Below are 13152 nucleotides of genomic sequence, written 5' to 3' on the forward strand. Positions count from 1 at the left end.
AGACCATGAGCAAGACATTATTCGAGAAAATCTGGGACAAACACGTGGTGGATACCCTGTCCGACGGGACCATCCAGTTGTATATCGACCGCCTGTATTGTCATGAGGTGACCAGCCCGCAGGCCTTCGCCGGATTGCGCGCGCGGGGCTTGAGGCCCTTCCGTCCCGGGCAAATCACCTGCGTGCCGGATCACAATATCCCGACCCGGAACCAGGACAAGCCCATCGAGGACCCCGTCTCCAGGAAGCAGGTGGATACCCTGGAGGAGAACGCGCGCCATTTCGGCCTGGCCTATTACGGCCTTCGGCACCCGAAGAACGGGATCATCCACGTGGTCGGCCCGGAGACCGGCCTGACGCGGCCGGGCATGACGATCGTTTGCGGCGACTCCCATACCTCCACGCACGGCGCCATGGGCGCCATCGCCTTCGGCATCGGCACGAGCGAGGTGGAGATGACCTTGGCGACCCAATGCATCCTGCAACGTAAGCCGAAGACGATGCGTATCACGATCGATGGCGTACGCGGGCCCGGGGTCACGGCGAAGGACATCGCCCTCTACATCATCCGTGAGATGACGACCGGTGGCGCCACGGGCTATTTCGTGGAGTATGCCGGCGAGGCGATCCGCCATACGACCCTGGAGGAGCGGCTGACGATCTGCAACCTCTCGATCGAGATGGGCGCCCGCGGCGGTATGATCGCCCCGGACGAGGTGACCTTCGCGTACCTGAAAGACCGCGAGTTCGCCCCGAGAGGCGAGGAATGGGAGCGGAAGGTGAGCGAGTGGCGCCGGTTGTATAGCGATCCGGACGCGACCTTCGACAAGGAGATCGCTTTCCGCGCCGAGGATATCGAACCGATGGTTACCTACGGGACGAACCCGGGCATGGGTATCGGCATCCGCGAGAGGATCCCCTCGTTGGAGAGCCTGCCCGAGGCCGGCCGGATCTCCTTTCAGAAGTCGTTGGATTATATGGGCTTCAAGGCCGGCGAGCCGCTGTTGGGCAAGCGGGTGGATTATGTCTTTTTAGGCAGCTGCACGAATGGCCGCGTCGAGGATTTCCGCGCCTTCGCCGCCTTGGTGAGGGGGAAGAAGAAAGCGGAGGGGGTGACGGCTTGGCTGGTTCCCGGCAGCTGGCAGGTGGAGCGGGCGATCCGCGCCGAGGGGATCGACCGGGTCTTGGCCGAGGCCGGCTTCGCGCTGCGCCAGCCGGGATGTTCCGCTTGCCTGGCGATGAATGAGGACAAGATCCCGGCCGGCAAATACGCGGTCTCTACCTCCAACCGTAACTTCGAGGGCCGCCAGGGGCCGGGCGCCCGGACGATCCTGGCGGGACCGCTGGTGGCCGCCGCCGCCGCCGTGACCGGCAGGATCACCGACCCGAGAGAACTGATGTAAAGAAGAACCTGATAAAAATAGCATACGATGAAAACAAAATTCAACAGCATCACGAGCACTTGCGTGCCGCTTCCACTCGAGAACGTGGATACCGACCAGATCATCCCGGCGCGCTTCCTGAAGGCGACCACCCGCGAGGGCTTCGGCGAGCACCTGTTCCGGGATTGGCGATACGACAAGGAGGGGAACCCGATCGAATCGTTCGTCTTGAACGATCCTACGTATGGCGGGCAGATCCTGGTGGCGGGAAAGAACTTCGGCTCCGGCTCGAGCCGCGAGCACGCGGCCTGGGCGATCGCCGATTACGGTTTCCGCGTGGTGGTCTCCAGCTTCTTCGCCGATATCCATAAAAGCAACGAGCTGAACAACTTCGTGCTGCCGGTTGTCGTCACGGAGGCCTTCCTCGCCGAGTTGTTCGATTCGATCGCCCGCGACCCGAAAACGGAGATCGAGGTAGATCTGCCGGCGCAGACGATCACGAACAAGGCCACGGGCAAGAGCGAGCGTTTCGAGATCGACGCCTACAAGAAGGATTGCCTGATCAACGGGCTGGACGATATAGACTATTTGTTGGCGAACCAATCAAAAATCGAGGCCTTCGAGGCCGCGCGCGAGGTATGATAGAGATCATGGATACCACCCTGAGGGATGGGGAGCAGACCTCGGGCGTCTCTTTCTCCGCGCACGAGAAGCTGGGCATCGCGCGGGTGCTGCTGAACGACGTGGGGGTGAACCGGGTGGAGATCGCCTCCGCCCGCGTGTCGGACGGGGAGTTCGAGGCCGTGAGGCGCGTGGCCGCCTGGGCCGCCCACTCCGGGAACCTGGAGAAATTGGAGGTCTTGGGCTTCGTGGACGGCACGGTCTCGCTCGACTGGATCGAGGCCGCCGGCTGCCGTGTCGTGAACCTGCTCTGCAAGGGCTCTTACAAGCATGTCACCGAACAGCTCCGCAAGACGCCCGAGCAGCACGCGGAGGACATCCGCGCGGTCGTGCTGGAGGCGGAGCGGCGGAAGATCGACGCGAATATCTACCTGGAGGATTGGTCGAACGGGATCAAGGACTCGCCGGACTACGTCTTCCGGATGATCGACGCGCTGCGCGGGCTTCCGATCCGCCGCCTCATGCTTCCGGATACCCTGGGTGTCTTGAATCCCGGGAATACCTATCAGTATTGCAAGCTGATGGTAGACCGCTACCCGGACTTGCGCTTCGACTTCCACGCGCACAACGACTACGACCTCGCTGTCGCGAACGTCTATTCCGCCATCCGCGCCGGTATCCGGGGCGTCCATACGACCGTGAACGGCCTGGGCGAGCGCGCGGGCAACGCGCCCTTGAGCAGCGTGCTGGCCGTGATCAAGGACCAGCTGGGCGAGCGGACGAGCCTGCGGGAGGAGAAGATCAACAAGGCCAGCCGACTGGTGGAGACCTATTCGGGGGTGCATATCCCGCCCAACAAGCCGATTATCGGAGAGCATGTGTTCACGCAATGCGCCGGCGTGCATGCCGACGGCGACAGCAAGAACAACCTCTATTGCAACGACCTGCTCCCCGAGCGCTTCGGCCGGGTGCGGGAGTATGCCCTGGGCAAGACCTCCGGGAAGGCGAATATCCGCAAGAACCTGGAGGCGCTCGGCATCGACATGGACGAGGCCTCGATGCGCAAGGTCACGGAGCGGATCATCGAGCTGGGGGATAAGAAGGAGGTGGTTACCCCGGAGGATCTCCCCTACATCATCAGCGACGTGCTCCACCATGACAACGCGCGGGAGAACCAGAAGATCCGGCTCCTGAACTACTCCCTGTCGCTGGCCCAGGGGCTGAGGCCGGTGGCCGCCCTGAAGATCGAGATCCATGGCGAGGCGTACGAGGAATCGGCCTCCGGCGACGGGCAGTACGACGCGTTCGTCCGCGCCCTGCGCCGGATCTACTCCCGCCTGAACCGCCCCTTCCCGATGCTGACGAACTATTCGGTCTCCATCCCGCCGGGAGGACGTACCGACGCGTTCGTGCAGACGGTCATCAGCTGGAATTACGCCGGGGTCGACTTCAAGACCCGCGGCCTGGACGCCGACCAGACCGAGGCCGCCATCCAGGCGACCCTGAAGATGCTGAACAAGATAGAGGATTGATAACTTATAATTAATAAACCATTACGATGAGACTGAATATAGCTGTACTTCCCGGAGACGGGATCGGGCCGGAGATCTCCGCGCGAGGCGTGGAGGTGATGCGTGCCGTTTGTGAGAAATTCGGGCACGAGGCCCGCTACGCGTATGCCCTTTGCGGCGCTGACGCGATCGACCGGGTGGGCGATCCCTTCCCGGAGGAGACCTACCGGATCTGCCGCGAGGCCGACGCCGTCCTTTTCTCGGCCGTGGGCGACCCGAGGTTCGACAACGACCCGACGGCGAAGGTGCGCCCCGAGCAGGGCCTTCTGGCGATGCGCAAGCGGTTGGGCCTGTTCGCCAACATCCGCCCGGTGCAGACCTTCAAATGCCTGTTGCACAAATCGCCCCTGCGCGCGGAATTGGTGGACGGCGCGGACTTCCTGTGCATCCGCGAGCTGACCGGCGGCATGTATTTCGGCGAGAAATACCAAGACAACGACACGGCCTACGACACCAACCGCTACACCCGCCCGGAGATCGAGCGGATCCTGAAAGTGGGCTTCGCGTACGCGATGCGGCGGAAGAGGCACCTGACGGTGGTCGACAAGGCGAACGTGCTGGCCTCCTCCCGCCTCTGGCGACAGATCGCCCGGGAGATGGCGCCCGCCTACCCGGAGGTGACGACCGATTACATGTACGTGGACAACGCCGCCATGCGCATGATCCAGGAGCCGCGGTTCTTCGACGTGCTGGTGACCGAGAACACCTTTGGCGATATCCTGACGGACGAGGGCTCCTGCATCAGCGGCTCCATGGGCCTGCTGCCTTCCGCCTCCACCGGCGAGGGCACGCCGGTCTTCGAGCCGATCCACGGCTCCTGGCCGCAGGCGAAGGGGCTGAACATCGCGAATCCCTTGGCGCAGATCCTTTCCGTGGCGATGTTGTTCGAGCATTTCGGCCTCGGGGAGGAGGGGGCCTTGATCCGCGAGGCGGTGGACGCCTCCCTCGACGCGAAGGTCCGCACGCCGGAGATCCAGGTGGAGGGCGGCGCGCGCTACGGCACAAAAGAGGTAGGCGACTGGATTACCGCCTACATCGCCGCGAAATAACCGCCGCCGGACGGCGGAGCGACAGGAAAAGCGCTTTTCTCCCCTCAGCGGACGGCGGAGCGACAGGAAAAGTACTTTTCTTCCCTCAGCGGACGGCGGAGCGACAGGAAAAGTGCTTTTCTTCCCTCAGCGGACGGCGGAGCGACAGGAAAAGTGCTTTTCTTCCCTCAGCGGACGGCGGAGCGACAGGAAAAGTGCTTTTCTTCCCTCAGCGGACGGCGGAACGACAGGAAAAGTACTTTTCCTCTTTCAGCGGAGCGGCGGGAGCCGTTTCTCAAAGCGCCATCTTCATCAACTCGTCGATAACCGCCGGATCATACCCCATCGCCTCGGCTTTCTTGAAATCCAGGGCGGCCGACGCCTTCTCGTATTGGGCGAGCTTCACCTTGCCCCGCAAGACGTACAAGTCGGCGGTCGGGGTGCTCTCCGCGAAAACCCGGTTGATGTCGGCCATGGCCCGCGCGTTCTTGCCCATCATGAAGTAGAGGTCGGCGCGGCCCTCGTACAGGCTCCACGCGCGGGGCATCTCGTCGATCAGGTAGTTGAAGATGCGCTCGCTCTCCGCGTAATTGCCCCGCAGCTTCTCGAGGATGGCGTGCCCCAGGCGTCCTTTCACGGACCGCTCGTTGACCGCCAGGATCGCGTCGAGGTCCCGCTCGGCCGACAGGTAATCCTTCCGCCGCAGGTGAAGCATCGCCCGGCAATACAACGCCTCCTGGTGATGGGGGTTCAAGAGGAGCAGGGCGTTGTAGTCGCTCGTCGCCTTCTCGATCTCGCCCATCTCCGCGTACAGGCTGGCGCGGTTCTCCAGGATGACCTCGTTGTCCGGATGGCGGCTCAGGGCGGCGGTATAGGAGAGGAGGGCCTCCTCCCGTTTCCCCTGCCGGCGCTGTATCGTCCCGAGGTTCATCAGCAGGGCGTAGTTGTGGGGGTTGCCCGGCTCGAGGCGCAGGGCGGCCCGGAGGCTCTCCTCGGCGGAGAGCAGGTCGTTCTTGTCCAGGAAGTCAAAGCTCTTCTCGACAAATCGCGCGTAGGTCTGCGCGCGGCCGGCGGCGGCCGAAAGGAAAAGGGCGGCGAGTATCGCGAGGATTTTCATGCTGTCGTATACGTTAAACCTGTTCGTTGATGGCCGCGAAGCTACATATTTATTTCCTGATTTCACCGGATTGAAAAAACTTTATACCTTTGCTACACTTTCCGGTACCCGCGGGAGGAGCGGGACGCGATACGAATCATTACTAACTTAAAATAAAACAGATATGGTATTATTAGCAGCTGTGGAAGCAAGTTCCAGATTGGAGGAGGCGATCCGATCCTTGATCGAGCAAGGCTCCCAATTGGGCTTCACGATCGTGAAGGCCCTTCTTGTCTTTTTAGTGGGACGGTTGGTCATCAACTTACTGAACAAACTGGTCCGGAAGATATTGAGCAAACGGGATATCGATCCCTCTGTCAAGACCTTCGCCGGCAGCCTGGTGAATGTCAGCCTGACCATCCTGTTGATCATCTCCGTGGTAGGGGCGTTGGGCGTCCAGACCGCGTCGTTCGCCGCCCTGTTGGCCTCCGCCGGCGTCGCTGTCGGCATGGCGTTGAGCGGTAACCTGTCGAACTTCGCCGGCGGGTTGATCATCCTTCTTTTCAAGCCCTACAAGGTGGGCGATTACATCGAGGCGCAGGGCGTCGGGGGGATCGTGAAAGAGGTCCAGATGTTCCACACCGTGTTGGATACGCTCGACAACAAGGCGGTCTACATCCCGAACGGCGCCTTGAGCAGCGGCGTCGTGACGAATTTCAGCAACCGCCCGACCCGCCGCGTCGACTGGACGTTCGGCGTGAGATACGGAAGCGATTACGAGCAGGTAAAGCAGGTGATCGCGTCCGTGCTGGCGAAAGATGCCCGCGTCTTGTCCGAGCCGGCCGCTCCCTTCATCGCCCTGACCTCCTTGGCGGACGGCAGCGTGAGCGTGGTGGTACGCGCGTGGGTCAACAGCCCCGACTATTGGGATGTCTATTTCGATACGAACAAACACATCTACGAGGCCTTCAACGCGGCCGGGATCGAGTGCTCGTTCCCGCAGCTGATCGTACGTCAGGCGTAGGATCGAGGTCGCGCGCGCAGACGCCGCCGACAAGCGGCGTCTCTACTCCTCCAGTTTCTGCCTCAGGTAGGCGATCTTCTTCTCCGATTTCTCTTTCAAGCTCCTCATGCGCCGGATATCGCTCAACACGGTGGCGAGGTTGAAGGTGGCGACGACCGCCCGCTTGTCCGCGTCCGCCATGTACAGGCTGTAGGGCTTGCCCCCCGTGTATTCCACCCGGATCCGCTCCTTCCCGTTGTCGTAGATGAACTTGACGGCATCCACGCAGTGCTCCCCCTTGTAGGTCACCACCTCCGTGGTGCTTCCCATGTCCCGGAAGCGGTAATTCAGCCCGCCGTCGTACGGGATGGAGGCGGTCTCGGCGAATTGGCCGTCCCGCAGGCTCAGCCGGATGCCCGTATGCGCGATGGGGCGCCCGCCGTAGTAGACGCTGGCCAGGTACATCTCGCCCTCCTCGCTCGCGCCGCAACGCACGTAGCAACGCTGCACGTTGCGCTCGATCGTCTGCTGCTTCCAGATGTAATGGCCGATCTCCTCGTAGGCGGAATCCCTCTCGAGGACGAAGCCTTTCCTCAACCCCTCCGCCTCCTCCAGCTTGACGGGGAGCAGGCTGTCGCAGAAAGCGATGTTGCGCTCCGCCTCCTTTATCTCCACCTGGCGCATAAGCGTCAATCCCTGCCTCAGCACCCTCACCTCCCGGGGATAGAGCGCCCGGAGGCTGTCTATCTCGTTCTTCGCCCCGAAGAACTCGTCCCTCTCGTACATGGCCCGGGCCTTGTCCAAGCGGGCCCGGGCCGCCTTCTCGTCGCCGCCGCAGCCCGTCAAGAGAAGGGCCAGGAGCGTCACGCAGATCGCTGACTTTTTCATATCTTTCTCGTTCTATGTGTTTGATGCCGCGAAAGTACATGAAATTTGATTATATTCGCGCTCTTTGTTGGAATTGGACTACACAAATTATGTATATAAGCGAGGAAGAGATAGTAAATCACATCTCCGCGAAGCCTTTCCGTTTGATATCGGAGGCGGCGGAGGAGCTGGGTGTCGAGGCGTATGTGATCGGCGGATACGTGCGGGACATTTTCCTGAACCGCCCCTCCAAGGATATCGACGTGGTGGCGGTGGGCAGCGGCATCGAGCTGGCCAGGCGGGTCGCGCGGAAGATCGGGCGCGGCGCCCGTCTTTCCCTCTTCAAGAATTTCGGGACGGCGCAGGTGAAAGCCGGCGACCTGGAGCTGGAGTTCGTGGGGGCGCGGAAAGAATCCTACAGCCGCGACAGCCGTAAGCCGGTCGTGGAAGACGGCACCTTGGCGGATGACCAGAACCGCCGCGATTTCACGATCAACGCCCTGGCCCTTTGCCTGAACAAGGCGCGTTACGGGGAATTGGTGGATCCCTTCGGCGGGCTGGCGGATATGGACTCGCTCACGATCCGCACGCCCTCGGACCCGGATGTCACCTTCAGCGACGACCCGCTCCGGATGATGCGCGCGATCCGTTTCGCCGCGCAATTGGGCTTCTTCATCGATCCCGACACCTTCGACGCGATCGTCCGGAACCGGGAGCGTATCTCCATCATCTCCAAGGAGCGCGTCGCGGACGAGCTGAACAAGATCGTCCTCTCGCCCAAGCCCTCGATCGGTTTCGAGCTGCTGGACGCGTGCGGGCTGCTGTCCCTGATCTTCCCCGAGCTTCGCGCCTTGAAGGGCGTGGAGACCAAGGAGGGGATCGGGCATAAGGACAATTTCGCCCATACCTTGATGGTGCTGGATCGCCTGAGCAAGACCTCCGAGAATCTGTGGCTGCGCTGGAGCGCCATCTTCCACGATATCGCCAAGCCTGTCGCGAAGCGTTTCGACCCGCGCCTGGGATGGACGTTCCACAATCATGATTTTATCGGCGAGCGGATGATCCCCGGTATCTTCAGGAAGATGAGACTCCCGATGAACGAGAAGATGAAGTACGTGCAGAAGCTGGTAAGCCTGCACATGCGTCCGATCGCCTTGTCGGACGACGAGGTGACGGATTCGGCGATCCGCCGCCTGCTGTTCGACGCGGGAGATGATATCGACGACCTGATGAAACTCTGCGAGGCCGATATCACGAGCAAGAACCCGGAGAAGGTCCGCCGTTTCCTGGACAACTTCCGCAAGGTGCGCGAGAAGCTGGCCGATATAGAGGAAAAAGACCGCGTCCGCAACTTCCAGCCCCCCGTATCCGGCGAGGAGATCATGGAGACGTTCGGCCTGGCGCCCTCCAGGCCGGTCGGCGTGCTGAAAGAGGCGATCAAGAACGCCATCCTCGACGGCGCGATCCCGAACGAGTATGAGGCGGCCCGCCGGTTCCTGCTGCGACGCGCGGAGAAGATGGGGCTGAAGCCGGTCGCGCGGCAGCGCTGACGAGAGAAGCCTCCGTTCGTCAGGCGTTCAATCGCTCTACCGTTTTCACGCCGTTCACCGCCTTGATCTTTTTGGTCAGCAGGTTTAGCGCGGTCGTGTCTCTCACCGACACGGTGAAGCTCCCTTGGAACAGCCCGTCCACCGAGTGGATGCTCAGGGAGCGGAGCGTGACGTTCGGCTCCTTGCCGATCACGGAGGTGATGTTGGTGACGATCGCGATGTCGTCCCGCCCGATCACCCGCAAGTTGACGGCGTAGCCGTCGTCTCCCTTGCCGCTCCATTTCGCGCGGATGATCCGGTAGCCAAAGCGGCTGAACATCTCCTGGGCGTTCGGGCAATCCATACGGTGGATCTTGATCCCCTGCGTGGAGACGAAACCGAAAACCTCGTCGCCATAGATCGGGTTGCAGCATTTGGCGAGTTTGTATTCGATGCCTGTCAGGTTCTTGTCGATCACCAGGACATCCTTGCTCGTCGACCGCTCCTCCACCGGAGTCGTCGTCACGAACTCCTCGGCGCTGCGCACCTCGGCGCGCGCGCTCGTCTCCGTCTCCTTGCGGACGGCCTCCAGGTATTCGTCGATCACTTGGTTGGGGTCGAGGCGCTCCTCGGCGATCTCGATGTAGAAGTCCGTGACGGTCTTGAAGCCTCTCTTCTTGATAAAACGCATCAGGGTCGGCTCGTCCGGGTCGATCTTCCGGTTCTTGAAGCGGCGCTGCAACATCTCCTTGGCGAATTCCACGGCCTTCACGGTCTCCTCCTTCAAGACCTGCCTGATCTTCACGCGGGCCTTGGAGGTGACGACGAAGTTCAGCCAGTCCCGCTTCGGGCTTTGCGCCGGCGACGTGATCACGGATACGCTGTCGCCGTTGCTCAACACGTGTTTGATCGGCACGTTCTTCCCGTTCACTTTCGCCGATACGCATTTGCATCCCAGCTTCGTGTGGATGGCGAAGGCGAAATCGAGCACGGTCGCTCCCTTGGCCAGCTTGATCAGCTCGCCGGTAGGGGTGAAGACGTAGATCTCATCCTTGTAGAGATCCATCTTGAAATCCTGCATCAAGTCGAGCGGATTGTTCTCCTTGGCCTCCAGGGCGGCGCGTACGGTATTGAGGAACTCGTCCAGCCCGCTCTCCGCTTTCACGCCCTTGTATTTCCAGTGCGCCGCCAGGCCTCGCTCGGCGATCTCGTCCATCCGCTTCGTGCGGATCTGCACCTCCACCCATTTGTTGCGCGGTCCCATAACCGTGATGTGCAGGCTTTCGTAACCGTTGCTCTTCGGGATGGAGATCCAGTCTTTCATGCGCTTCGGGTTGGGCTGGTACATGTCGGTGACGATGGAGTAGACTTGCCAGCATTCCGAGCGCTCCTTCTCCGGCGGTGTATCCAATACGATCCGGATCGCGAAAAGATCGTAGATGCCCTCGAACTCCACCTGCTGCTTTTTCAGCTTGTTGTTGATGGAATGGATGGATTTGGTACGTCCCTTGATATCGAACTTGAATCCCGCCGCCGCCAGCTCCCGCTTGACCGGGGCGATGAACTCGGCGATATAAGCGTCGCGGGAGCGTTTCGTCTCATTCAGCTTCCGCTTGATGAAGTCATACTGTTTCCGGTCCGTGTATTTCAGGGAAAGGTCTTCCAGCTCGCTCTTGATCGTATACAAACCCAGCCGGTGGGCGAGGGGAGCGTATAAGTAGGAGGCCTCGGTAGCCAGCCGGATGCGGTCATCCTCCTGCATCTGTTTCCCCATGCGCATGAGGCAGAGGCGGTCGGCGATCATAAGCAGGATCACGCGTACGTCCTCGGCGAACGAGAACAGCAAATGATGGAAATTCTCCGAGTTGATGGCGGTGTTCCGGGCATATAAGTCGGAGGTCTTCAAGAGGCGGCGGATGATCAAGGTCACGTCCGTCCCGAATTCCCGCGTCACCTCCTCCGGCGTGATCGCCTTCTTCAATACCGGGCGGTATAACAGGAGGGCGATGACCGAGCTGCGTCTCAAGCCGATCTCCGAGGTGGCGATCAAAGCCGTGTCGATATTTCGCGATAAACCGTTGATACCATTCTTGTCCCTGCCGTAGCAATCGAGGGCGACAACCCGTTTCATCAGCTCCTTCATCTTCCGGATATCCTCTCTCTCCAGGGAAGCGTAAAGGTTTCGTAACAAGAGCCTGTATTGGGAGAAGAACCGCTTCTTTTCCTCAGGCGTAAAGAATCCGATTGTATCCATAAGTCGTATCATTTTTATAGCCCGGTTGAGGACAGGCCGCAAAACATGCTGTAAAAATACTTTTTTCTAGGAATTTTCAACACGTATCTTGCGGTTATTTTATACATTTGCGATACGCACGGCGCATGAGCGCCCGCGGCGTTACGGATGAGATTATTCACATTAAATACTATACTATGTTAAACGCGAACGATTTAGAACAGCTGAAAGCCAAAGGAATCAGCGAAAAACAGATTGAAGAGCAACTCGCTTGCTTCGTAAAGGGTTTCCCCTTTCTTGAGATAGCGGCCTCCGCTTCGGTAGAAAAAGGGATCCGGGTCGTAACGAAAGAGGAACAGGCCTCTTATATGGATGCCTGGGACGCTTACCTGGCTAAAAACAAGAAGATCGTGAAATTCGTGCCTGCCTCCGGCGCCGCCAGCCGTATGTTTAAGAATCTGTACGAGTTCCTCTCGGCGGATTATACGGAACCTACGAACGCTTTTGAGAAGAAGTTCTTCGGCGAGATCGAGAAATTCGCTTTCTATAAGGCTTTGGACGAGAAGTGCGTGGAGAATACGGGGAAGGACATCCCGACGTTGGTGGCCTCGGGCGAGTACAAGGAGGTGGTATCCACTTTGTTGGGGCCGAAAGGCTTGAATTACGGGCAGCTGCCGAAAGGCCTGTTGCTTTTCCATACCTATGCCGATACGGTTCGCACGGCGATGGAGGAACACCTGGCCGAAGGCGCCATGTACGCCAAGAATAACGCCGGCGAGGTGAATATCCATTTCACGGTGTCTCCGGAGCATCAGGCTTTATTCGAGCAATTGGTGGCCGATAAATCCGGCGAGTACGAGAAGAAGTTCTCCGTGAAATACGAGGTCTCTTTCAGTATCCAGAAACCGAGTACCGATACGGTGGCGGCCGCGATGGACAACACGCCGTTCCGCGATAAGAATGATCAGTTGTTGTTCCGCCCGGGCGGGCATGGCGCCTTGATCGAGAACTTGAACGATGTGGATGCCGATGTGGTATTTATCAAGAACATCGACAACGTGGTACCGGACAGCTTTAAATGCGCTACGGTTATCTATAAGAAGGTGATCGCCGGTGTCTTGGTGACCCTGCAGGAGAAGGCTTTCAAATATCTGGAACAGATCGAGACCGGTAAATATACCCATGCCGAGGTGGAGGAGATGATCCGTTTCTTGCAAGAGGATCTCTGTATCAAGAACCCGGATACGAAATTGCTGGAAGACGCCGAGTTGATCCTGTATATCAAGAGCAAGCTGCTTCGCCCGCTGCGCGTATGCGGTATGGTGAAGAATGTAGGCGAGCCGGGCGGCGGCCCCTTCTTGGCGGAGAATCCGGATGGTACGATTTCCTTGCAGGTGCTTGAAAGCTCCCAGATCGACAAGGACGATCCGGCCAAGCGGGCGATGTTTGAGAAAGGCACTCACTTCAATCCCGTGGATTTGGTTTGCGCCGTCAAGAATTACAAGGGCGAGAAATACAACTTGCCGGATTACGTGGACAAGAACACGGGCTTCATCTCCTATAAGAGCAAGGATGGCCGTGAGCTGAAAGCGCTGGAATTGCCCGGTTTGTGGAACGGTGCCATGAGCGACTGGAACACGGTCTTCGTGGAAGTCCCGATCGAGACATTCAATCCCGTGAAGACGGTGAACGACCTGCTGCGCCCCGAACACCAATAAATAGCCTGTCTCGCGGAGGCGGGGCGCACCGCCCCGCCTCCGCGAAGATACTTATCCGCCTCCGCGTGATGGAAAACCCGTTCCATCCCCAGATCCTCTCTTCC

Annotated in this window: 10 protein-coding genes; 7 read left to right on the plus strand and 3 right to left on the minus strand. The window is 59.9% G+C overall.

What is annotated here, in order from left to right:
* The first annotated feature begins 5 nt into the window (after positions 1-5).
* From leuC to leuB, 4 genes are read left to right on the plus strand one after another with little or no spacing between them, the layout of a single operon-like run.
* Entirely contained in the window at positions 6-1403 is a 1398-nt protein-coding gene (leuC, locus tag G7Y39_RS03760) for a 3-isopropylmalate dehydratase large subunit (RefSeq protein ID WP_165155216.1), read from the plus strand.
* Between the two features lie 27 nt (positions 1404-1430).
* Positions 1431-2024: a 3-isopropylmalate dehydratase small subunit gene (leuD, locus tag G7Y39_RS03765; protein ID WP_165155218.1), complete on the plus strand. Its 594-nt coding sequence runs from the start codon at positions 1431-1433 to the stop codon at positions 2022-2024.
* Positions 2021-3535, plus strand: a complete 1515-nt coding sequence (locus G7Y39_RS03770) for an alpha-isopropylmalate synthase regulatory domain-containing protein (protein WP_165155220.1) — start codon at positions 2021-2023, stop codon at positions 3533-3535. Before leuD ends, G7Y39_RS03770 begins: the two co-directional genes overlap by 4 nt.
* Before the next feature lie 26 nt (positions 3536-3561).
* The gene (leuB, locus tag G7Y39_RS03775) at positions 3562-4623 is read left to right on the plus strand and encodes a 3-isopropylmalate dehydrogenase (RefSeq protein ID WP_165155222.1); all 1062 of its coding nucleotides are present in this window, start codon (positions 3562-3564) and stop codon (positions 4621-4623) included.
* Between the two features lie 274 nt (positions 4624-4897).
* Here the strand turns inward: leuB and G7Y39_RS03780 are convergent, their stop codons facing one another.
* Positions 4898-5719, minus strand: coding sequence for a lipopolysaccharide assembly protein LapB (locus G7Y39_RS03780; RefSeq protein WP_165155224.1), 822 nt, complete (start codon positions 5717-5719; stop codon positions 4898-4900).
* A gap of 163 nt (positions 5720-5882) precedes the next feature.
* On the opposite strand from G7Y39_RS03780, the gene G7Y39_RS03785 reads away from it, so the two are divergent.
* On the plus strand, positions 5883-6722 hold the full coding sequence (locus G7Y39_RS03785) for a mechanosensitive ion channel family protein (protein ID WP_165155226.1): 840 nt from the start codon (positions 5883-5885) through the stop codon (positions 6720-6722).
* Positions 6723-6764: 42 nt separating this feature from the next.
* Here the strand turns inward: G7Y39_RS03785 and G7Y39_RS03790 are convergent, their stop codons facing one another.
* Positions 6765-7589 carry a hypothetical protein gene (locus G7Y39_RS03790; RefSeq protein WP_165155228.1) on the minus strand — a complete coding sequence of 275 codons (825 nt, stop codon included), beginning with the start codon at positions 7587-7589 and terminating at the stop codon, positions 6765-6767.
* Positions 7590-7678: 89 nt separating this feature from the next.
* Between G7Y39_RS03790 and G7Y39_RS03795 the strand changes: the two genes are divergently transcribed.
* Positions 7679-9118, plus strand: a complete 1440-nt coding sequence (locus tag G7Y39_RS03795; RefSeq protein WP_165155272.1) for a CCA tRNA nucleotidyltransferase — start codon at positions 7679-7681, stop codon at positions 9116-9118.
* A gap of 19 nt (positions 9119-9137) precedes the next feature.
* On the opposite strand, the gene G7Y39_RS03800 is transcribed toward G7Y39_RS03795, so the two are convergent.
* Positions 9138-11351, minus strand: a complete 2214-nt coding sequence (locus G7Y39_RS03800; protein WP_165155230.1) for a bifunctional (p)ppGpp synthetase/guanosine-3',5'-bis(diphosphate) 3'-pyrophosphohydrolase — start codon at positions 11349-11351, stop codon at positions 9138-9140.
* A gap of 176 nt (positions 11352-11527) precedes the next feature.
* Between G7Y39_RS03800 and G7Y39_RS03805 the strand changes: the two genes are divergently transcribed.
* Positions 11528-13048 carry a DUF4301 family protein gene (locus tag G7Y39_RS03805; protein ID WP_165155232.1) on the plus strand — a complete coding sequence of 507 codons (1521 nt, stop codon included), beginning with the start codon at positions 11528-11530 and terminating at the stop codon, positions 13046-13048.
* The last annotated feature ends 104 nt before the right edge of the window (positions 13049-13152 follow it).

The sequence above is a fragment of the Parabacteroides sp. ZJ-118 genome, assembly GCF_011038785.1.
Lineage (GTDB): Bacteria > Bacteroidota > Bacteroidia > Bacteroidales > Tannerellaceae > Parabacteroides.

Coding starts and splice junctions, on each gene's coding strand:
- G7Y39_RS03800 (WP_165155230.1), bottom strand. CDS start 11,351: ATGGATACAATCGGATTCTTTACGCCTGAGGAAAAGAAGCGGTTCTTC.
- G7Y39_RS03780 (WP_165155224.1), bottom strand. CDS start 5,719: ATGAAAATCCTCGCGATACTCGCCGCCCTTTTCCTTTCGGCCGCCGCC.
- G7Y39_RS03795 (WP_165155272.1), top strand. CDS start 7,679: ATGTATATAAGCGAGGAAGAGATAGTAAATCACATCTCCGCGAAGCCT.
- G7Y39_RS03770 (WP_165155220.1), top strand. CDS start 2,021: ATGATAGAGATCATGGATACCACCCTGAGGGATGGGGAGCAGACCTCG.
- leuC (WP_165155216.1), top strand. CDS start 6: ATGAGCAAGACATTATTCGAGAAAATCTGGGACAAACACGTGGTGGAT.
- G7Y39_RS03785 (WP_165155226.1), top strand. CDS start 5,883: ATGGTATTATTAGCAGCTGTGGAAGCAAGTTCCAGATTGGAGGAGGCG.
- G7Y39_RS03805 (WP_165155232.1), top strand. CDS start 11,528: ATGTTAAACGCGAACGATTTAGAACAGCTGAAAGCCAAAGGAATCAGC.
- G7Y39_RS03790 (WP_165155228.1), bottom strand. CDS start 7,589: ATGAAAAAGTCAGCGATCTGCGTGACGCTCCTGGCCCTTCTCTTGACG.
- leuB (WP_165155222.1), top strand. CDS start 3,562: ATGAGACTGAATATAGCTGTACTTCCCGGAGACGGGATCGGGCCGGAG.
- leuD (WP_165155218.1), top strand. CDS start 1,431: ATGAAAACAAAATTCAACAGCATCACGAGCACTTGCGTGCCGCTTCCA.